Genomic DNA, 21,324 nt, shown 5'->3' on the forward strand with positions numbered 1-21,324 from the left:
ACGATTAATATGCTTAAAAAATTATTGGCCAGTGTTGGCATTGGTAAAGCCAAAGTGGATGCGATTTTACTTTCTGACAGTCTGCAAGCGGGCCAGTCGTTTCAGGTCAAAGTCGAGATTCAAGGGGGCGAGGTTGAGCAGCAGATTCAAGGGCTGGCCTTTGCCATCATGGCGCGCGCTAAGACCACGGTCTCCACGGCGGAACATGACCGCGAAGTGGAGCGCAGTATGGTCTTGCAGGAATGGTGGCAGGACTTGGATATGACCGTGCAAGCGGGGGAAACCTTGTCCAAGACCTTTACTTTGGACTTGCACCCAGAAGTTCCTGCCAGCGAATTGGCGGGACGTGGTATTGCCAAAATTTGGTTAGAGACAGGCATTGATATTAAAAACGGTATCGATGGTTCGGACAAAGATCCACTGGTGATCTTGCCCTCACCCACACAGTTGGCGGTGCTGAATTACATCAGCCAAAGCGGCTATCGTTTGTTTAAGTCGGATATTGAAAAGGGCCAGGTCAAAGCACCGGGCTTTGTCTCCCACTTACCCTGTTATCAAGAATACGAGTTCAAACCGGATTCGTTTTCGCTATTCGGCGTGCGTGAGATTGAAGTGACCTTTGTCGACAATGGCGCCGAAACGGGCGTTTTGTTGGAGATCGACCGTGCCTTTAAAGGCGATGGCTACAAGAGCGTTTCGATCCCGAACCATTGCACTACAGTAGATGCCATTAAGCCGTATATTGGCCAGATTTTGGGTTAATTCTCTGCTTTCTACCATTAGGGGAGCAAGGCTCAATGCCCTGATCCCCTACCTTTAACCCCACAATTTAAAGCTGCTCAACGACCGTTGGCGTCAGCTTCATATAGCCTTCTGCATACTGAATATTACGCTTCGCGGTAATGCCAATATTACGCTTCGCCTGCACGCCACGCTGGAGTGCAACACGGGTGTAGTAATCCCAAAGGTGCTCTTGTCCTGCCATGCACTCAATGGCTTGGCGTTTTAATTGCCAAACCTCGGTGATGTCCAAAAAGGTATTAGGCTGCCATTGGCATTGCTCGGTTTGGTGCGGCTCAAAGGCGTATACAGGCGGTGCCCCGATAATCGGCTGACCTGGGTTGTGACCTTCGGCTTGGGCAATGATGCGGGCTTCTTGCGCCGCATGCATGGCCAGCTGGTGGTCGAAATTGTAAGGGTCTTTCTCGGAGTGGCTTAAGACAAATTCTGGCTGCAGCTCGCGATAAACATCCACTAGGCGCAGTAGCACCTCATCGTTGATGCGCATGGGGTAATCGCCAATGTCCCAAAATTCGATCTCGGCACCTAAGATTTCTGCTGCGGCGCGAGCTTCTTGTTGGCGCACTTCTTTAACGCGTTCTAGGGTCATATTCGGCTGGCGCCACAGCTTAGCTGACTCGCCGCGCTCACCGTAGGACAAACAAATCACTTTCACTTTCCAACCTTGCTTAACGTGTGCGGCGATTGCACCGCCGGCACGCCAAACAAAGTCCGCTGAGTGTGCGCTGACCACGAGAGCTGTTTTTTGAGAAACCGTTGTCATGATGAATCCTTGTTTTGTTGTCGTGATTAAAATTCATAAAATGTTATAACATAACAAATTAAAATCGTTTTATTCGAAAAGTCCTTCACGCAATTACAAATTGTGGATTGAACTACGCGCGCTGTTGATTCGGCGTACCATTCTTACGACAACGGAGATTCTGTTTCCTAATGAACTCTGCTTCCAATCTACCGGATGTTGCCAGCACCTTAGCCACGGCGATTCCTCTCGATCAAGTCGGTATGTCCGGCATTGCCTTACCTGTGACGCTGGCGTTGGCGGATGGTGAGGTGGTGTGTGCCGCGTCTGCTGCCATCTATGCCAATGTCAGCAACGGTCAAAAAGGGCTGCATATGTCACGCATGTACAGCACCTTACTCGGTCTCAGTGACGCGCCTTTGAGCCGTTCCAGTCTGCAACAATGCGCGCAGCAGGCGCTTGCACAACAACAAGAAGTGAATGCTTCGAGTTTGCAATTCTCACTCAGTACCACGGTGCAGCAGAAGCGTTCGGCGCTGAACAGCCAGGGCTGGGGTTGGAATGCCTACCCGCTTACCTTGCAGGCAAGCTACAGCGAAGCGGCCGGTTTTGCCTTGAGTTTGACGGTCCAGGTGACCTATTCCTCCAGCTGCCCGGCATCGGCAGCGCTGTCACGAAAAGCCTTAAAAGACGCCTTCTTAGCCCACTCACAGAGCCAGTCAGAGCCCATGTCCCATGAACAAGTAGCACTATGGTTAGAGCAGCAGGGCACCTTAGCCATACCTCATAGCCAGCGCAGTGTGGCAACGGTCACGGTAGCGATTGAGCAGGCTGAATTACCGATCAGCGAACTGATTGAACTGTGTGAAGCGGCCTTAGGCACACCGGTGCAGACCTATGTGAAACGGGACGATGAACAGCAATTTGCCCTGCGTAATGGCGCCAATCCTATGTTTGTTGAAGACGCCAGCCGTCGTTTGGTGCGAGCCTTGGTGCAACAGGGCTACCAAGGACATCTTAAGGTCGAGCATCAGGAAAGCCTGCATGGTCACGATGCGGTGGCGCAGACCCACTTCAGTGCCGCCGAGTTTGACCGGGAGGCCATGAAATGACAGCGAAATCCGTTGATCTGATTATTAAAAATGCCCAGGTGGTGCTGCCTAGTGGTACCCAGCCCATTCATGTGGTGTGCCATGACGGTAAGATCGAAGCCATTACCCAGGACTTGAGTGGCTTTGTGGCGGTTCAGGAAATTGACGCTACAGGTAAGCATTTACTGCCCGGTATTATTGATTCACAGGTGCATTTTCGTGAGCCAGGTTTGGAGCACAAAGAAACCATCGCCACTGGTACGAAAGCGGCTATCTTAGGCGGTGTCACCAGTATCGTGGAAATGCCCAATACCTCGCCACCGACGACCAGTGCGGCGGCTTTACAGCAGAAGTTGGATATTGCTGAACGCAGTGCTTGGAGCAATTATGCCTTTTACGCCGGAGCAAGCGCGGACAACATCGAGCAATTACCAGCGTTAGAGCAGCTGCCGGGCTGTGCCGGCATCAAGGTGTTTATGGGCAGCTCATTTGGTTCCTTGTTGGTGGATGATACGTTGATATTGCGTGATATCTTGAGTGTTTGTCAGCGCCGTATCGCGATTCATGCGGAAGACGAACAACGATTACGCGCGCGCAAGGAAATTGCTGCGCATGTCGCGCATGTTCGTGCACACCCTGACTGGCGAGATGTCACCAGTGCCTTGCTGGCGACCCAGAAAGTCGTCGGTCTGGCGCAGGAGACGGGCGCGAAATTGCATATTCTGCACATCTCCAGTGCCGAGGAGGTGGACTTCCTACGTCAACAAAAGCAGCGTATGCCACAAGGACAAGTTACAGTGGAAACCTTGCCGCAGTTTTTACATCTGCATGGGCCAGACTGTTATCAGCGTCGGGGCACACGAGTGCAGATGAATCCGCCGATTCGTGAGCGCTATCATCAACACGCCCTGTGGGATGCGGTACATGATGGTACCGTAGATGTGATTGCGACGGATCATGCGCCCCACACGTTAGCGGAGAAAGCGCGCCCTTACCCAGAATCTCCTAGTGGTATGCCCGGCGTGCAAACCCTATTACCCCTGCTGCTGAACTTTGTTCATCAGGGTAAGCTGACCCTTGAAAAGGTCGTGTCACTGGTATGTGAAGGGCCTTGTCGAGTGCTCGGAATCGCTGGCAAAGGTCGCATTGAAAAGGGTTACGATGCGGATTTAGTGTTGGTCGATATGCAGCAGGAACAGCTGCTCGATGACGCGGACATGGCCAGCCAATCTGGCTGGACACCTTTCCACGGTGATCGTGTGGTCGGTTTCCCTGTGGCGACGATCCTGGCCGGAGAACTGGTGATGCAAAACGGCCAGGTCGTGGGCAGGCCCCGCGGGAAAGCGTTGCGTTTTGATTAACCCGCTAAAGCAAGTGTCAGTTCGGTGGCTGAGATAGCGCGGCAGCCGCTGACGTTTTGCCCGGCCCATAGGGGAGAAAAGTCGCCCGAACCCTGCTTTTCAGCGGCGGCGCGAAGTGGTGCCATGGCGGCAGAGGCCAATGGGAATGGCGGTGCCACCTGGCTGAGCGGCCCTAGCTCTTGCATCACGCGATTGACAATGCCACGCGCTGCGCCACCGCTAAAGAGGTTGGTGAGAGCGGTACAGTCAGCGCCTCCGCTTTGTAGCGCAGCACGGTGGATGGCACTGGTTTTGGCTTCATCGCAGAGCAAATACGAGGTGCCGACCTGCACGCCTAGCGCACCAAGTGTCATCACCGCCGCCACCCCTTGTGCGTTGGCAATGCCGCCCGCGGCAATCACGGGGATCGACACCGCGTTGACGATTTGTGGCACGAGAGCAAAGGTGCCCACCTGTGTGGCAATGTTCTGATCAAGGAAAAAACCGCGGTGGCCACCCGCTTCTAAGCCTTGGGCGATGATGGCATCCACCCCCTGTTGCTCTAGCCATTGCGCTTCCGCCACTGTGGTGGCGCTGGAGAGAATCTTGGTGCCCCACGACTTAATTCGAGTCAGCAATACCGGGTCTGGCAAACCAAAGTGAAAGCTCACCACTGCCGGTTTGAATTGTTCTAGGATGTCGGCCATTTCTGAGTTAAACGGCGCACGACCTGGGCCGTCTTGGATGGTAGTGAGTTCTAAACCTAGTTCTTCAAAATATGGCAACAATGCCGCGCGCCATTTCCCTTCCACCGCACTGTCAGGTGCTGGTGGTGTATGGCAAAAGAAATTCACATTGTAAGGCTTATTGGTTTTCGTGCTGAGGGCAGTGAGTTCGCGTTTGAGCCCTTCTGAATCTAGCATGGCGCAAGGCAGCGAGCCTAAACCTCCGGCGTTACTGACCGCCGCGGCGAGCTTGTGATCTTGTACGCCTGCCATGGGGGCTTGGATGATGGGCAGTTGAATGCCCAATAGTTCCTGAATTGTCATTATCTCTACCTCGGCCAGTCCATTGTCAGTACCCACAGGCTAGCATTGAATCATGACGGAATGAAATCAAGCTTCGTTGAGATCGCTGCCTCGCTTGGATGGTAGGACAAACTTGACTAGGTTACGGCCGAGTTTTTTCGCCAGATAGAGTTGCTCATCGGCGGCCCGGAACAGTAATGAGAAGGTCGGGTAATCTTTCGTACTTGCAAGGCCTATGCTCGCCGTAATAACGATAGACTCGTCGTCAGCGGTGACTAAAGGGGAGTTACAAATGGTCTCACGCAACTCCTCGCATAAGGTATGAGCGTCGGTTAGCCGTGTGTTTGGCATCAGCACCACGATTTCTTCGCCTCCCCAGCGGGCCACAATGTCATTGGGACGGGCGGCGTGCTTCATAATATCAGCGATGTGCTTCAACGCCATATCTCCCACATGGTGTCCATAGTTGTCATTGATGGCTTTGAAATGGTCTAAATCTAATATGGCCATGCTTAATGGCGCATGATAATGCTCGGCTTGCTGCAATAACTTGGTGGTCATTTGCTCAAAAGCGTGACGATTAAACAGCTTCGTGAGAGGATCATAGGTCGCGAGGAACTTAGTGGTGATACGCTCATTTTCAATCACCTTTAAGCGATTCGTTACTATGATGGCCAGGATGAAGGCTTCGCAAACCACGCCAATTTCGGCGCTGTGGTAACCCAGTTGGCTATAAGGCATCAGTCCCAGAGTCGATAACGAGGTGACACAAAGGCCAGCCATACTACAGCAAACGGCTAACAGGAAATAACGCGCATCTTTCACCTTGGTAATACTGATCAAACTGGTCAGAATCATAATCAAGGTTGTTAACGTGATGTAGCCAAAGGCCCATAGCGCTGAGAGTAAGTGGGTTTGTGCTAAGGTGCAGGTGGTGATGGCAAGCAAGCCTACTAGCATGTAGAGTTTGAGCCCTCGATCTAGGCGGGGAAAGTTTTTCCTCACCTTTAAGAAGCTACGCATAAATAGCAAACCAAAAATGGCGTGCAGCACCATGAAAAACAGAGTGCTGTAGTTTTGAATCACAGGGTTTTGTGGGTAAATCCAAGCGAAACCATAGCCCGTGTAGCCAAAGTTCATGACCACAAAAGTGCCCACATAGAGGGTATAAAACAGCGCATTTCGGTGTTTTAAAATCCTATACAGCACCAGCTGAAAAGCCGCTAAGGCCAGCAAAATACCATACAGCAGCCCAGAAGTAAGATGTGCTTTACTGTCAGTCTGTTGCGCTTGTTCAAGGCTCTCTAAGCGGATCGGTAACGTAATGGGATCGAGAGATTGGACCCTGAGCCATACCTCACTTTGGCCGTCTGCGATGTCTAAGGCAAACACGATGCCAACCGCAGGTAGCAAATGTTCGTTCGCCGCCAAACCATCCCCACCAGTATAGGTTTGGGTGCGCCCACTTGAGATGTAAAACACATCGACTTGCTCAAGCCAGGTCATGCCTGCCGTTAAACGCCGTGCCTGAATGGCTCCCGTTTGATTCTCTAATGCTAAACGCACCCAGACACCTCGATCGCGGATACCAAAGGTCAATGCTGGATGCTCGAAGAGAGAAAGCTGGCCAACGGTTAAAGTTGGTGGCTCGAAAAGAGAAAAATCACCTTGTGCAAAGCGCTGCAGAGCTTGCGTCAGTGAAAGCGGGGATGCTGCTTGTTCTTGGTAATAATGGATGTTCGTAATCACTACTTGGCCAGAGGCTGCAGAAGTCTGCCCCGTGAGTAATGCCATCATAAAGAGTAGTAAGTAGCGTAGCATCATCGGTGATTGAACCTGCCAAGTGACAGCAGAGCTCTCCTTGCCAAAGTAGTGGTTAACCTTATGGACAATATCCTATCTCCACCAGTCTGCCAATGAATCGTGATGATTTTATGGTTATAAAACGCACAAGTATGGAGGGCGTTGCTAAGCGCGACGAGCCTACAACACTGTCCCTTCTGGAAGGGTGACAAAAATTGAGTGGCGGATTTCGTTGTTCAGTGCTTTAGAGCAATGACCTTCGCCTTCGGTATCTTCGAGCAGTAGCACGTCACCGCCTTTGAATTGGCGCGTTTCACCGTTGGAAACTTTAAACTCACAGCTGCCTTTGATGATAAACAACAGCTGACGCTGTGGCGCTGGGTGCCATTTGAAATCGTAGTCCGCTGGGGTTTCACGGAAGATCATCTCACCCGCGGCAAAACGCTCCGACAACATACCGATCGGCCCGCCATCGCGGACATTGATATTCACTTCACCGAAGTGGCTTTTGCCCTGATCGTCATTATAAATTCGAGTAAATTGCATCAAGTAATCCTCACTAGATAAGACTGGGGGCTTATTAGCAAACGTCTATGCGTTTAATTGGCGCTGACGCGGTCGAGGGACGAGAATTGCGCAAGCCAATTGAATTGCATAGACGGGTGCATCAACAAGAGGTTGGGAATTCCCCCTAATGATTTTGTATAAATGCGTGTCTGCAGAGCTTATTTCAAGCTCTGCAATGTATGGCTTAACACCGCCAAGGTCGCGACCACATCCTCGGTCATAATCGCTTCAGCCGGATGGTGGCTAATGCCTTTATCACAGCGCATAAACAGCATGGCTACAGGACAAATATCGGCAATCGCCATGGCATCGTGGCCAGCACCTGAGAATAAGGTGTGCACATCGATGTTTTGCGCGGCGATGGCATCACGCAACACGCTTTGCAGCTCGGCATCACAGTGCACGGCATTGGCGCTATGAGTTTGCTGATGTTCTAAGCTCACGTTGCGTTTTGCGGCGATATTCGTCAAACGATCCATGATATCGGCGAGTGCGTCATCACGCTGTTGATCGTGTTCGCTACGAATATCCAATGAGAAAACAGTTTTGCCAGAGATTACATTGACGCCATTGGGGCGGTTGCTGATCTGGCCGACTGTCGCTACAACACCATGTTCTTTGGCGACGGCTTCGACGGCTAAAATCATTTCACTGCTGGCTGCTAGCGCGTCCAAACGCATTGGCATGGGTACAGTGCCCGCATGACCCGCCATACCTGTGACGGTAAATTCAAAACGCTTGGCACCAGCGATGGCGCTGACCACACCCACAGGAAGATTTTTCTCTTCTAAAACAGGGCCTTGTTCGATATGCAGCTCAAGGTAGCCTTTTAGATTGTCCGTAGGGATGGCTGCTTCTGCGACTTGAGCGAAGCTTAAACCAAAGTTTTTCAGCGCCTCAGCAAGGCTAATGCCGTCATCGTCTTTTAGCTCGGCCCAGCTTGCTGGCCATTGTCCCGTTAACGCGCGGCTACCCAGCAACGTAGAGCCAAAGCGTGTGCCTTCTTCGTCACCAAAGCCGACAATATCCAAATGTAAAGGCAGGCGAATACCTTCCGCTTGGAAGGCTTCGATCAAGGTCACCGGCGCAACCACGCCAAGCATACCGTCGTATTTACCACCGTTTGGCACTGTGTCCAAATGACTGCCCATAACAAAGCGTGGTGCATTGGCATCCTCGGCTGCAAAGCGGCCCCACAGGTTGCCTGCTTGGTCTTGCCAAGTTTGCATGCCTGCCGCTTCCATCCAGCTGCCCACCAATTGGTTAGCCACTTTATGCTGCTCAGTCAGGTAGCGACGGTCGAGGTGCTCGGACGCTTGGCTGATCTTGCCAAGCGTCTCCAAGCGCTCCATGACCTCTTGGCCAAGGCGTTTGTAATCCATCATAGGCTAGCCTTTTGCGCCGCACTTTCTTTTGCTGAAGAGTACACTGCCATAGCTGTGTCGACACCTTCGCCATTTGGCAGCGCAAAACCTTGAGCACGAAGCACGGTTTCAAGGGATTGAAGCGTATGCAAAACAGCGTCTTGGCGCGCGTTGTAGCCCATGGTACCGATACGCCATACCTTGCCTTTTAGTGGGCCAAAGCTGGTACCGATTTCGATGTTAAAGATGTTCAGCATGTCGTGACGTACTTTTTCGCCATCGACATTTTCTGGGATATGAACGCCGACCACGTTGCTCATCTTGTTGCTTAGGTCACCGTATGGTTTCAAGCCCATCGCTTGAATGCCTTGAAGCATGGCATTGCCTGCTAATTGGTGGCGGGCGATCACGGTGTCTTGGCCTTCACGCAGCAGTTCCACGGCGCATTGGCGCGAGCCAAACAGCATGGTCGCTGCTTCAGTGTGGTGATTTAGGCGCTCTTCGCCCCAGTAATCCATGATCATGCCAAGATCAAAATAGTTTGAGCGAATACGTGAACCTGAAGACTCAGTATGGTGTGCGTCACGAATACCGGCTTCTACATGGTGGCGCTTACGTACCGCAGAAACAAAACGATCACTGTAGCTTACTGGCGCGCTACCAGAGGGGCCGCCAAGACACTTCTGTAGACCAACAGACACTGCATCAATTTGCCACGCGTCCATATCAAACGGGTTACCGCCGATCGAAGCCGTCGCGTCCGTGTACAGCAACACATCGTGTGCGCGACAGATGCCACCGATGTCATTTAATGGCTGTAGCATGGTAGTCGAGGTATCACCTTGCACGATGGCTAATACTTTCGGCTGTACGCGTTTGATCGCTTCTTCGATCTGTTGTGGATCGAAGACTTCACCCCAAGGCACTTCAATGGTGTGCACTTCCGCGTCCGCGCGTTCTGCGATTTCGGTCAGCAGGTGACCGAAACGACCGAAGATTGGCACAAGCACTTTATCGCCAGGCTCTAGCACGGATACCAAAGACGCTTCGATGCCTGCACGAGACGTACCGTCGATGAGGAAAGTTTGTTCGTTTTGCGTATTGAAGACTTGGCGGTACAGCGCCATCACTTCATTCATGTAACCCGTCATCGTCGGGTCGTATTGACCGACTAGCTGCGTTGACATGGCTTGCAACACACTTGGGTAACAGTTGATTGGGCCTGGGCCCATTAGCAAACGTGGTGGAAATTGTAGAGGTTGCATGAATAGCTCCTACGCTAAAACTTGGTAAAGCATTCTAAGACCAGTGAAGATCAGTGTTACGGCGAACACCTTTTTCAACATGGCAGCGTTTAAACGGTGTGCAAGGCCCGCACCCACTGGCGCGAACAATACGGTCAGCGGGATAATGCAGGCTGCACCCACTAGGTTCACCAATCCGAATGTACCGAATGGCGAATCCGCTGGTGTTTGACCTACGACCAACATAGTGATCGCTGCTGGTAGAGAGATGATCAGACCGACCGCTGCAGCCGTACCCACAGCACGGTGGGCTGGGTAGTTACAGAAGGTGAGCGTTGGCACGGTTAGCGTACCGCCACCGATACCCACCATTGAGCTGAAGAAACCGATACAAGTGGCGATGATGCTCTGGCCGCCTTTGCCTGGCAGCGAGTTAAACAGCGCGTCTTTTTTGCCTAGCAGCATATTGATCGCCGATAGCGTCGCAATGACGCCGAATAGCAGCGTTAGCCATTGGCCTTCTACACGCGTCACCACGAAACTACCGACCAACACGCCAAGGAAAATGAAGAAGCCCCATGCTTTCAGCAGTTGGAAGTCCACATTGCCTTTCGCGTTGTGGGCGCGGATCGAGCTGATCGACGTTGGGATAATCGTGGCAAGGGACGTAGCCGTCGCCACTAGCATGGCTGTATCAGCGCTCACGCCTAGGCCTTGGTATAAGAAAAACAGCACCGGCACGATTACGATACCGCCACCAACGCCTAACAGACCTGCCAAGATACCCGCGACTACGCCCGTGCCCATCATGGCTAAAATCATGGAATAGTTTTCCATTATGAATGACATCTACTTTTTAACTCCTGCTTAGGGACTGTTGTGTTTGATTTCATTGAATACTTACTTCAAATGTTTTTGTAATCGTAACAGCAACGCCTTCACGACCTGGCTTAGACGGCACATCCATGTGCCGTCTAAGCCTACGCAATCATCCTGATTGCTGGTCTTTGAAGGGTTGTCTGTTCCTATCGATAATCCCTGCTTAACGCTGATTATCTGGAATATGTTTTGGCTAATTGATCTTTACTGCACTCAATGAGACAGCCAATAGGTAATGGCAAGCACCAGCCCATGGATGGGCTGGGTAGGCTGTCGCAGACAGGGATGTCTGTCTGCCGGCGGCCATTACCTAATTGGCGGCTCAGTCTGAATAACTTTCTATTTGCGAGCCGGCGCTTTCATAATCAACTCCGACTCACTTCAAATTGCTCAACTCAGTCGAAGAAACGGCTAAGCCATCACTGCGTGGGTCGGTGGCGGCATCGGTATTGCCCTCAGGGAACAACACGACGGCGCCAGCATGGCCCATTAATTCATTGCACGCTGGTACTTCCACAAGGTCGTGTCCGCGAGCAATCAATATATCTGCGGCTTCTGCCGCGAAATCGCTTTCCACTTTTAAGTTGTGGCTCACATCTCCCCAAGTACGGCCCAATAACCAACGGCCTGCGGCGATGCTCTGTGCCAGTGGTTGCTTGTGGTAGACGTAACGGCTGAACAACGCCGCTTGGGTTTGTGGTTGGCCTTCGCCACCCATGGTGCCGTAGCTAATTCGGCGACCATCAATAAGTTCTGCAAAAGCAGGGTTTAGGGTGTGAAATGGCTTTAAATTCGGCTTAAGTTCTTGCAAATGGTCTTTTTCAAGGCTGAACGACGAACCTCGGTTATTCCACACAATGCCCGTGCTTGGGCTGACGATGCCGCTGCCAAATTCCCAGTACAGACTTTGGATGTAGCTCACCATGCGACCTTCGTTGTCACAACAGCCCATCCAAATGGTATCGCCGTGTTTGGCTGGGTGTGGCCACACTTGAGCTTGGTCGATGGCAATCTTGTCCGCCATGGCCGCTAGGCTTTCATCACTGAGTAAGTCTTGTAGCTCAACGCTTAAACGCGCTGGATCGGTGACATATTCATTGCGCGCAATAAAGGCTTGTTTTGTTGCCTCGATCAATAGATGCGCCATATCGGTGTCACCGCCATCGCCTAGTTGATGAATGCGATCGTACAGCGCCAAGATGATCAAGGAGGCAATGCCTTGCGTCGGCGCTGGCAGGTTATAAAGTTTGCCTACACCTGTATCCACACTTAATGGCGTCACTTGTTCAGCGCGGTAATCATGGAAATCCGCTAAACGAATCGGTGAACCTGCGGCTTCCAGATCAGCCGCCAGCTTTTCAGCCACAGTTCCGTGGTAGAAGTCATCTAAACCGACTTCTGCTAGGTGCTTTAGCGTTTGCGCTAAAGCGCTTAGGGTTAGGCGATTACCGTGAGTCAGTGTTTCACCTTGATCTAAGAACTGCGCAAAGCCTGGCAGTGCAGATAAATCGTTATGTACTTTTTGGCTGGCTGCTTGCAAGCTTTCCGTAATTTCGATGCCATTCTCTGCATGATCGATAGCATTTTGCAGCAATTCGTTTAATGACTTAGGCGCTTGCCAGATTGCACTAATGTCTAACGCCTTTTGCCAACCTGCCACGGCGCCCGCCATAGTTACGGTAGCTTTGCCGCCACGAGCAGGGATCGCATCTTCGCCTTGAAAGAAGTCTAATGTCGCCAGTTGCGCTGCTTTCCCGGATGCATCAATGCCAATTGGCGCTTTGCCTGGTTCGCTGATTAGCCAAAACCCGTCACCACCTAAGCCGTTCATATGTGGATAGACCACCGCAATGGTTGCGGCCGCAGCGACCATGGCTTCAATCGCGGTACCGCCTTGTTCGAGAATGGCTCGGCCGGCTTTGGTCGCCTCGTGATGTGGCGCCGTAAATGCAATCGAAGACATGGGTTACTCCATTAGGTCTTTGGCTAGGGCTAACAAACTTAAATCGCTACCACGCGGGCCAATTAGGGATAGGCCACAGGGTGCGCCGTCAATGTCACAAACCGGTAAATGCAATTGCGGTAAACCGCATAGACCAGCGATCGCTGTGAGCTCCAAAAGCTGGTTTCGGTATTCGGCTAACTCATTGTCTTGCATTGTCAAAAGTGGTGAACGCCCCGGCGTGGTGGGCAGTATTAATGCCGCACCTTCAAGCTGCTCATCAATCCATTCTCGAAACTTGGCTTGCTGCGCTTTGGCGTCGCTGACGTCGTCTGCGCTAATGGTTTTCGTCCACTCAACACGGCTAGCAATATCCGGCGCAAAGTCAGGATCATTTTGCGTGATCCAGTCACCGTGGGTTTGCCAGATTTCCGCCCCTTGTAGGGTGCGAAAGGTCGCGCCGGTTTGCCAGTACACAGGGTCGATTTCAAGGCTCTTATCTATGCTGAGCTTACCTTGCGCTGACCATGTGTCTAGCTGCTTAAGTAGCGCGTCTTTATGTTCAACTTGATTGATTAATTGTTTGGCAATCAGCGTCTTAGCAAGCACTGGTCGCTGTGCTGGTAACAGTGTTTGGGCAACCTTGATCAACTCATCAAGGCTACGAGTCATAAAGCCAACGGTGTCAAACGAAGGGGCTAAGGCCACCATGTTATCCATTGCGATCACACCATGAGTAGGGCGCAAACCAAACAAGCCGTTGTAGCTTGATGGCACGCGAATCGAACCGCCGGTGTCGGTACCCAAACCAATCTCAGCCAGATGGCCAGACACCGCTACCGCTGAGCCTGACGACGAACCACCCGGCAAACGCTCAGGGGTGATTGGGTTTTCGGGTGTGCCGTAATGAATATTTTGTCCGTTTAAGCTGTAGGCCAATTCATCGGTAATGGTTTTACCAACGAACTGTGCGCCAGCGCTCAGCAAGGTGTTAACGCTAGACGCGGTTACTGTGGGTTGATCATGAGTCGCGAGCCACGTTGGGTTGCCTGCTGTGGTCGGCAAACCTTGCATATGAAACAAATCTTTCACCGCCAAACGCATACCTGCAAGCGGCTGCTCTGAGGCTGCCACCACCGTCGGGGAGAAGTGTTCGGGTAGGCGTAAAAATGGGTTTTGGACGATTGCGTGTTTCATAAGTCGCTCCTTTGATCTTTAGCTATGAAACAATTGTTTCTATAAAATGTCAAATGAAACAAAAGAGACATCTTCTTCCCTGGCAAACTCTGTCGTAGACAGAGGTATCTAGCTAAACCGTCATCTGCGCTTTAATCGCCCCAGAGTTCCTTTGGTAATGCTGCCAAACGAAAGCCTGCGATCTTATGTACCTCATTGAGTGCTCGACGAAACTCCGTTTCCACATCATTGGGCAAGCGTGCTTCGAAGCCTTCGACGATTTGTGCCTTGGTGGCGCCTTGCACCGCCATGATGAAGGGGAAGTCGAATTTTTCGCGATAGCTCATATTCAGTGCGAGGAAGTTTTTCAGCTCTGGCGGCGTCAGTTGATCTAGCCCAGCGCCCGCTTGTTCGTTGCTGGAGGCATCGGTTAACTCGCCCGCCAAAGCCGCTTTGCCAGCTAAGTCTGGGTGTGCTCGAAGCAAGGCCAGCTGAGTGCTGTGGTCGGCGGCTTCGATGATGTCGTGCATAGCCTCCGTCACGGCAGATTGGATGCCATCAGGGTGATTGGCTAACGTATCTCGTTGCTCGTATAGCGCTTCTGCGAGCCATTTTGAATGCTCGTAAATATCTTTTAAGTGTTTGATAAAGCTATCTTTATCCTGCTTAAGCAGCGGTAATATTGTGGATGTCATGGTGACTCCTTAGTGGTGTCTCACGGGTAATTGTGCTTAGCTGACAGTCACTTTTGATCCTAATCGCTGTGCGCCGCAAGTGCTAATTTTCTCAGTCGATATTGGATATCGCTGGTTTTAGAGGAGAGACAGATGGGTTATCTAACCACTCATATTTTGGACACAACCCGTGGTGTGGCGGCCGCTGGCGTCACCATTGAGCTTTATCAATTGGCCGAGGATGGCTCGCGCAGCTTGGTGCAGAAAACGATGTCTAATGACGATGGCCGCTGCGATGCGCCGCTACTGGATGGCGAACAGTTCAAAATAGGGCGCTATGAACTGGAGTTTGCTATTGGCGACTACTTTGCCAGGCAGGGGATTGAGATGCCTGAGCCACGTTTCCTCGATGTGGTGGTGTTGCGTTTTGGCATTGCCGACCAAGACAGTCATTACCATGTGCCGCTGTTGGTGACGCCCTATTCTTACAGCACTTATCGTGGCAGCTAGGCATTGATTGCACTGACATGGTGCGTTTCGGGTGGTATTGCAGATGGGGAAGTACTGCTCACTATGACTGAAACGCTTGTTTCATAGGCGGCAAGCTGTTCACAGCAAGTTGGGCACGCTTTTTGAAGGTCCTTGCTCTATCTGGATAAGCTGAGTGGAGGGCTTGTTATGAAAGCAATCATCATTGGCGCAGGCATTGGCGGTATGTCGGCTGCGGCGGCACTGGATCAACAAGGCATTGATTGTGAGGTGTTCGAAGCCGTTAAAGAAATGAAGCCCGTCGGTGCGGCAATCTCGATTTGGTCGAATGGCGTCAAATGCATGAATCACCTAGGTATGGGGCAAATCATGGATGACCTCGGTGGCCCGATGCACAATATGGCTTACCTCGAAGGCTTCAGCGCTGCCCAGATGACACGCTTTAGCTTGAAACCTTTGGTGGAAGAAGTGGGTGAACGCCCATGTCCTGTGTCCCGTGCCGACCTGCAATCACGCATGATTGATTGGTGGGGGCGCGACAAAGTGCGATTTGGCAAGCGCTTGGAATGCGTCACGCAAGATGAAAACGGCGTCACCGCCACCTTCACCGATGGTTCCATGGCCCATGGAGACTTTATGATCGCTGCCGATGGCGCCCACTCTATCGCCCGTGAGTATGTGCTTGGGCAAACAGTCGAACGTCGCTACGCTGGCTACGTGAACTGGAACGGCCTGGTGGAAATCGACGAAGCCATCGCCCCAGCGGATCAATGGACTATGTTTGTCGCCGATGGCAAACGTGTATCCGTGATGCCGATTGCGGATAACCGTTTCTACTTTTTCTTTGATGTGCCACTGCCTAAAGGTTTACCAGAGGATCGTTCAACCGTTGTAAATGATCTTAAAGGTTATTTTGAAGGCTGGGCCGAGCCGGTGCAGCGCTTGATCGATGCCATTAACCCAGACACCACCAACCGTATTGAAATTCATGATGTGGAACCCTTTAGCCCATTGGTCAAAGGCCGTGTCGCACTGCTTGGCGATGCGGGCCACAGCACCACACCGGATATCGGCCAAGGGGGCTGCGCTGCACTCGAAGACGCGGTCGTCCTAGGGCGCTGCTTTGCGGCCAGCTGTGATATCGAAGGCGCATTGCAGTGCTATAACAACTCACGCCTGGAACGCGTCAAAGACCTCGTCCTTAAAGCCCGCAAACGCTGTGAAGTCACCCACGGCTTTGATCCAGCCGAAACCCAAGCCTGGTACGACGAACTACGTGCCGAGACCGGCGTCGGCATCATGAGCGGCTTATCCAAAACCATCCTCGGCGGCCCACTGGGCTAACCGCTCGTAGGAGCGGTCTCCGACCCGCGACCAAAACTGCACCGCCTAAGGCAAACCGAAGTCCCAAAGCAGTAGGACCTCGGTTCCCGAGGGAGCAATTTTCAAACTAGGTAATCTTTCTAGGTTGTCAGCCTTCCAGCTTCGGTGCTTACCAACCGCTTTGCTGCGCTATACCATGCAATTCAATTCGCTTGCGCACATCTACGGTCGTACCTCCCTTCGACCGTCAGCGCGAATTAAACGCATGGAAGACCGCTAAGGTGCTCTCGTACGAGCGGTCTCCGCCCCGCGACCAAAACTACACCGCCTAAGGCAAACCGAAGCCCCAAAGCGGTAGGACCTCGGCTTCCGAGGGAACAATTTTCAAACTAGGTAATCTTTCTAGGTTGCCAACTATCCAGTTTCGGTGCTTATTAGCCTCTTTGTTGCGCCATTCCATGCAATTCAATTCGCTTGCGCAAATTTCGGGTCGTTCCTCCCCATCGATCGTCAGCGCGAATTAAACGCATGGAATGCTGCTAATGCGCTTTCGTAGGACCGCGCTGCGCGCGGATCGAGCCACGTACGAGCGGTCTCCGACCCGCGATCAGCTTCGGTTTGATCTACGGTTGGCGCTCTCTAATAAATAAGCTAAGTTTGTCTATTACTGGTTTATGCGGCATTAACTTGATAAGCGAGGCTTGTATGACGGCGACATTTTCAGATATCGAATCGGCGGTTGAGTTTGTTTCATCAGGTGATGGAATGTCTGAAGCCTATGTAGATATTCAGACCGGCGCCATTTTTTATGTAGATGATGTTGTTGAAGAGGAAGTGCCTGAGGATCTCTATGAGAATAGCCGATACATCTCGCTTCCTGGCAAGTATGATTTGGGTTTGGATAAGAACACTGCTATCCAGTTTGTCGCCGAAAATTTACCGGCTCAACTTGAGCTGGCCTATGAAATCTTCAGTAAAAAGGGCGCTTACCGACGCTTCAAAGATTTTCTCAATGCCTCTGACAAGCTGGAAGCTTGGTACTCGTACGAAGAACGTGCGCTACGCGATGCCATTATCGAATGGTGCCAAGAAAACAACGTACCATTTAGCGAGGCCGTTTAACCTCAGTACGCAGCCACGTACGAGCGGCCTCCGTTCCGCGACTTCTTGTAGGAGGGGTATCCTTACCCCGATTTTATTTGGTTTCTGGCGATTGATCAGCTTCGGTGCTTACCAACCGCTTTGCTGTGCCATTCCAGGCAATTCGCTTGCGCACATCTTCGGTCGTGCCTCCCTTCGACCGTCAGCGCGAATTAAATGCCTGGGATAACGATTGGATCACCTTAAATGGATGAGTTAAGTTTGGTTTACTGCTGTCATGGATGACATTGAGAATTTATTTCTTTTCCGATGTGCCTGATATGCGTAATTGCTAGATGACTAACTAGTGTGAACCTGATGAAGTAAAAGGGCGGGAATTGTGGATAGCTACTATAGAGAAAAGGTTTCCTTTGATGCGAAACTTTTAGATTTGTCAGGCAGGGAGGTCCTTGTCGACTGTAACCTTAGGCTTCCAGCTATATGGGGTGAAAAGGTTGAGATCAATATTGGAATACCTCACTCGGAGATGCCAATTAACGTTTTCGAGAACCCATGCCAGCTTTCTAGTTTGCAAGATGCACCGAATTATCGAGTTGAAATGGGAGAGGTGTGCTATAGGAAAATAACCACTGGGCTCCATCAGGCTAGAAAATTTGGCTTATCTCCTATTATTCTTACGCATGTTGCTCACTTGAAGATTGTTGATCAATGTCCAAATGGTGAAAGCAAATTTTATATATGCATCACCCCGAATGATTACCTTTCTGATAATACCTCATTAGATTCTTCTCAGATGCTTGAAGAACTAACATCCTTTCATTGTTCGACTCTTGGCGAAATTAAGTTACAGAGGTATTGGGTAAAGTCACGAGTCAGTTCTTCAAATGACTATGCCTTGAAGTCTGGATATTGGCTGGAAGTATCTGCCGATATGCACAAATACGAAGCAAATCAAATTTTACAGATGATCTCTCCTATTTTAGATATTCTCTCGATTATTTTCAGGCAACGGGTTTCTGTAGTGGGGTGGCAGTCATTGCAGTCTGGAGTAAGAACAAGGTATTGGATTTATCCCATTGAGCCTTCTGAAACTCATTATGCAGGTCTTGAGCCTAAAAAGTATGTCGCTTCAATCAATGATCTTTCAGAAGTAGTTAATAAGGCAATCCATACGCATAAACTATTGCAGGGTAGAGGGCGGCAGTGGCTATTTTTCTTAAGCTATGGCTTGAGTCCTGCAATTCAGTTACAGGATGCAGAGAGATTTATGTCGTTATTTAGAACCTTAGAGAAGATTTCAAGTGAATCGTATGAGCCAAAGGCCCCAACTGATGCTAATAAAGTCGCAGCTGAAATGCTTCAAGATCTTGCGGACTCAATGGAAGAAATGGGATTAGATACATCTTCACGGATGAAAGGTTTCGCTAAAATGCTTACTAATGGTGATTCACCTTTAGCAGATAAAATAATCAATTTTCTGAATGCACATAGTGTTAGTTTTAAAGACCTATGGGATATCGAAGGCAAAAAGAAAGGATTAATAGGTATTAGAAACAAGTTAGCTCATGGTGGTGCTCACTACATAAATCACCAGAGCCTAGCTGTGGCCACTTTTCATTTGTCTGTATTGGCAGAAAGGGTCGCATGTACATTGTTAGAAATACCTTGGAAAGAGTCTCACAGGAGAGAAATGAGAGATGAATGGCTTGATCCAAGTTATGTCCAAGTTCTTCAAAATGAAGTACTTAAAGTAAAAAATGTATATGAGGAAAAGCATGGAACTGCCAAATAGAGCAGTGCAAAGGCAGCTCAGCTTTAAGTAAGGGCTGATACATATCCTTCCCGATAAAATCGGGCCGTACGCAGCCCAACCCCCATCACTAAGCTCCCTATCTCAACCCCTCCCTAACCCTTGCTAAGGGGAGGGAACACGAATTTCCTCAGATATGCCGCGATCTGGCACCAGCCATGACACGCTGTCGCTTTTGTAAGATTAATGCTCAGTTATTTGAAATTCTTTACCTAGTGTCAAGTATCCCTAAATCTCGAACAGGGGTAGCATGCTTGGTTATTGTTAGATAACTATAGGAAGATTCGATGCGTATTAGCCTGCCGTACCCACAAGCGGAATCTCGGGGCTTGCGAGCGTTGCTAAAGAGTAGCATGCGTCTGATGAGTAAAGCCGTTTTGATGGTCAGTGCTTTGGCCAGTGTCACCGCTTGTGCGGTGTCCCAGCCAACGGTCAATCCCGCTAAGGGCGAGGCGTTTAGTTACGCTTGGTTGAAAGGCCATGCCCGTAATTTGGCGGAGAAGCCATTTGTCAGTGCAAAGGGCGATGTGCCGGATGTGCTGTCAAACTTGGATTGGGATGAGTATCAGCAGCTGCATTTTAAACGCGAGCAGAGTTTGTGGCAGAAGGCGGATACCGCTTACCGTGCGACTTTCTTTCACCTAGGCCAAGGTTTTATCACGCCAGTACATATCAATGTGGTGGAAGACGGTAAGTCGACACCGGTGGATTATTCATCGAAGATGTTTGATTACGGTGATTCCCATGTCAATGGTAAGGCACTACCACAGGATTTGGGTTTTGCGGGTTTCCGTATGCAGTTCGCGACCGATTGGGAGCGTGATATTGTGGCGTTCTTGGGGGCGAGTTATTTCCGCGCTGTCGGCGCAGAGATGCAATACGGTCTATCGGCCCGTGGTCTAGCCATTGATACGGCGATGAATAAGCCGGAAGAATTCCCGGTGTTCACCAATTTCTGGTTTGAGAAGCCAAAACCGAACTCAGAGGAAGTGACTATCTACGCGCTACTGGACTCGGAAAGTATTACCGGTGCGTACCGCTTTGATGTAAAAGCGGGCGAGCCGCTCACCATGCGTGTCGATGCGGCCCTGTATCCACGTAAGGAAATTGAGCGCTTGGGTGTGGCACCGCTGACCAGTATGTACATGATTGGTGAGAACGACCGTCGTACCAACTATGACTGGCGGCCAGAGATCCATGACTCCGATGGTTTGGAAATGCTAACCGGTAATGGCGAGTGGCTCTGGCGTCCATTAGGTAACCCTGAGCAGCTGCGTTTCAATGCTTACATGGATAACAATCCAAAAGGCTTTGGTTTGATGCAGCGTGACCGTAACTTTGATCATTACCTAGATGACGGTGTGTTCTATGAAAAACGTCCACATCTTTGGATTGAGCCAATCGGTAACTGGGGTGAAGGTTCGGTGCAGCTGGTGGAAATTCCAACCCTAGACGAAACTTTCGATAACATTGTCGCGTTCTGGAACCCTGCGCAAGCAATCGTGCCAGGCCAAGAGTTGTTGTACAGCTACAACATGTACTGGGGCAGTGAAGCACCAGTGCAATCAGGTAAAGCGACGGTGCAAAGCACTTACACTGGTATCGGTGGTGTTGTCGGCAAAAAGCGTGACTACTACAGCAAGCGTTTTGCCATCGACTTTGAAGGCGATATTTTCCAAATGTTGGGGCATAGCACCAAAGTAGAGCCAGTGATCGAGGCGTCCCGTGGTCGAGTGGAAATCACTTCAGCCCGTCCGCAGCATCATATTGCTGGTTACCGTGCCATGTTTGATTTGGTGCCAGACGAGTCCGTTGAGCCGATTAATATTAAGGTGCATCTGGAAGCCAATGGTCAGCCGATTTCGGAGAGCTGGGTGTATCAGTGGAATCCACCAGCCCCTGAAGATCGTGAACTGCATAATGCAGGTCATTTGAAATAAGCCGCTCGGC

At 50.8% G+C, this 21,324-nt stretch carries 18 protein-coding genes; 8 read left to right on the forward strand and 10 right to left on the reverse strand.

Going from position 1 to position 21,324, the window contains the following annotated elements; translation table 11 throughout:
- Positions 1-9 precede the first annotated feature (9 nt).
- Entirely contained in the window at positions 10-762 is a 753-nt protein-coding gene (locus MAQ5080_RS06625) for a sporulation protein (protein WP_067207750.1), read from the forward strand.
- Between the two features lie 67 nt (positions 763-829).
- Here the strand turns inward: MAQ5080_RS06625 and MAQ5080_RS06630 are convergent, their stop codons facing one another.
- Positions 830-1,564 carry a PIG-L deacetylase family protein gene (locus MAQ5080_RS06630; RefSeq protein ID WP_067207748.1) on the reverse strand — a complete coding sequence of 245 codons (735 nt, stop codon included), beginning with the start codon at positions 1,562-1,564 and terminating at the stop codon, positions 830-832.
- A gap of 170 nt (positions 1,565-1,734) precedes the next feature.
- Here MAQ5080_RS06630 and folE2 point away from each other — a divergent pair, with 170 nt between their 5' ends.
- Together folE2 and MAQ5080_RS06640 are read left to right on the forward strand one after the other, a co-directional pair.
- On the forward strand, positions 1,735-2,655 hold the full coding sequence (gene folE2 / locus MAQ5080_RS06635; RefSeq protein ID WP_067207746.1) for a GTP cyclohydrolase FolE2: 921 nt from the start codon (positions 1,735-1,737) through the stop codon (positions 2,653-2,655).
- Positions 2,652-3,995, forward strand: coding sequence for a dihydroorotase (locus tag MAQ5080_RS06640; RefSeq protein WP_067207743.1), 1,344 nt, complete (start codon positions 2,652-2,654; stop codon positions 3,993-3,995). Before folE2 ends, MAQ5080_RS06640 begins: the two co-directional genes overlap by 4 nt.
- Here the strand turns inward: MAQ5080_RS06640 and MAQ5080_RS06645 are convergent.
- The 9 genes from MAQ5080_RS06645 to uraD form a co-directional block, all read right to left on the reverse strand.
- Positions 3,992-5,023, reverse strand: coding sequence for an NAD(P)H-dependent flavin oxidoreductase (locus tag MAQ5080_RS06645; RefSeq protein ID WP_067207741.1), 1,032 nt, complete (start codon positions 5,021-5,023; stop codon positions 3,992-3,994). The genes MAQ5080_RS06640 and MAQ5080_RS06645 overlap by 4 nt on opposite strands.
- Positions 5,024-5,089: 66 nt before the next feature.
- Entirely contained in the window at positions 5,090-6,826 is a 1,737-nt protein-coding gene (locus MAQ5080_RS06650; RefSeq protein WP_067207738.1) for a diguanylate cyclase, read from the reverse strand.
- A gap of 159 nt (positions 6,827-6,985) precedes the next feature.
- The gene (locus tag MAQ5080_RS06655) at positions 6,986-7,351 is read right to left on the reverse strand and encodes an AraC family ligand binding domain-containing protein (RefSeq protein WP_067207735.1); all 366 of its coding nucleotides are present in this window, start codon (positions 7,349-7,351) and stop codon (positions 6,986-6,988) included.
- Between the two features lie 179 nt (positions 7,352-7,530).
- On the reverse strand, positions 7,531-8,757 hold the full coding sequence (locus MAQ5080_RS06660; RefSeq protein ID WP_067207732.1) for an allantoate amidohydrolase: 1,227 nt from the start codon (positions 8,755-8,757) through the stop codon (positions 7,531-7,533).
- Positions 8,754-10,001: a pyridoxal-phosphate-dependent aminotransferase family protein gene (locus MAQ5080_RS06665; protein ID WP_067207730.1), complete on the reverse strand. Its 1,248-nt coding sequence runs from the start codon at positions 9,999-10,001 to the stop codon at positions 8,754-8,756. The genes MAQ5080_RS06660 and MAQ5080_RS06665 overlap by 4 nt, the downstream gene beginning before the upstream one ends.
- Positions 10,002-10,010: 9 nt before the next feature.
- A complete protein-coding gene (locus tag MAQ5080_RS06670) occupies positions 10,011-10,829 on the reverse strand; it encodes a sulfite exporter TauE/SafE family protein (RefSeq protein WP_067207727.1) in 819 nt (272 codons plus the stop codon).
- Positions 10,830-11,235: 406 nt separating this feature from the next.
- Entirely contained in the window at positions 11,236-12,822 is a 1,587-nt protein-coding gene (locus tag MAQ5080_RS17390) for a gamma-glutamyltransferase family protein (RefSeq protein ID WP_067207724.1), read from the reverse strand.
- A gap of 3 nt (positions 12,823-12,825) precedes the next feature.
- Positions 12,826-13,998: an amidase gene (locus MAQ5080_RS17395; RefSeq protein ID WP_067207721.1), complete on the reverse strand. Its 1,173-nt coding sequence runs from the start codon at positions 13,996-13,998 to the stop codon at positions 12,826-12,828.
- Positions 13,999-14,129: 131 nt separating this feature from the next.
- Positions 14,130-14,672, reverse strand: coding sequence for a 2-oxo-4-hydroxy-4-carboxy-5-ureidoimidazoline decarboxylase (uraD, locus tag MAQ5080_RS06685; RefSeq protein ID WP_067207719.1), 543 nt, complete (start codon positions 14,670-14,672; stop codon positions 14,130-14,132).
- A 132-nt stretch (positions 14,673-14,804) separates the two neighbouring features.
- Between uraD and uraH the strand changes: the two genes are divergently transcribed.
- From uraH to MAQ5080_RS06710, 5 genes are all read left to right on the forward strand, one after another.
- Complete coding sequence (gene uraH, locus MAQ5080_RS06690) at positions 14,805-15,161, forward strand: hydroxyisourate hydrolase (protein WP_067207716.1); 357 nt, start codon at positions 14,805-14,807, stop codon at positions 15,159-15,161.
- Between the two features lie 168 nt (positions 15,162-15,329).
- Positions 15,330-16,484, forward strand: coding sequence for an FAD-dependent urate hydroxylase HpxO (gene hpxO, locus MAQ5080_RS06695; RefSeq protein WP_067207713.1), 1,155 nt, complete (start codon positions 15,330-15,332; stop codon positions 16,482-16,484).
- Positions 16,485-17,168: 684 nt separating this feature from the next.
- Positions 17,169-17,585, forward strand: a complete 417-nt coding sequence (locus MAQ5080_RS06700; RefSeq protein WP_067207710.1) for a UPF0158 family protein — start codon at positions 17,169-17,171, stop codon at positions 17,583-17,585.
- A 358-nt stretch (positions 17,586-17,943) separates the two neighbouring features.
- Entirely contained in the window at positions 17,944-19,356 is a 1,413-nt protein-coding gene (locus MAQ5080_RS06705; RefSeq protein ID WP_067207707.1) for a hypothetical protein, read from the forward strand.
- A 305-nt stretch (positions 19,357-19,661) separates the two neighbouring features.
- On the forward strand, positions 19,662-21,314 hold the full coding sequence (locus MAQ5080_RS06710) for an OpgD/OpgG family glucan biosynthesis protein (protein WP_067207705.1): 1,653 nt from the start codon (positions 19,662-19,664) through the stop codon (positions 21,312-21,314).
- The last annotated feature ends 10 nt before the right edge of the window (positions 21,315-21,324 follow it).

The organism is Marinomonas aquimarina, from assembly GCF_900089755.1.
GTDB lineage: Bacteria > Pseudomonadota > Gammaproteobacteria > Pseudomonadales > Marinomonadaceae > Marinomonas > Marinomonas aquimarina.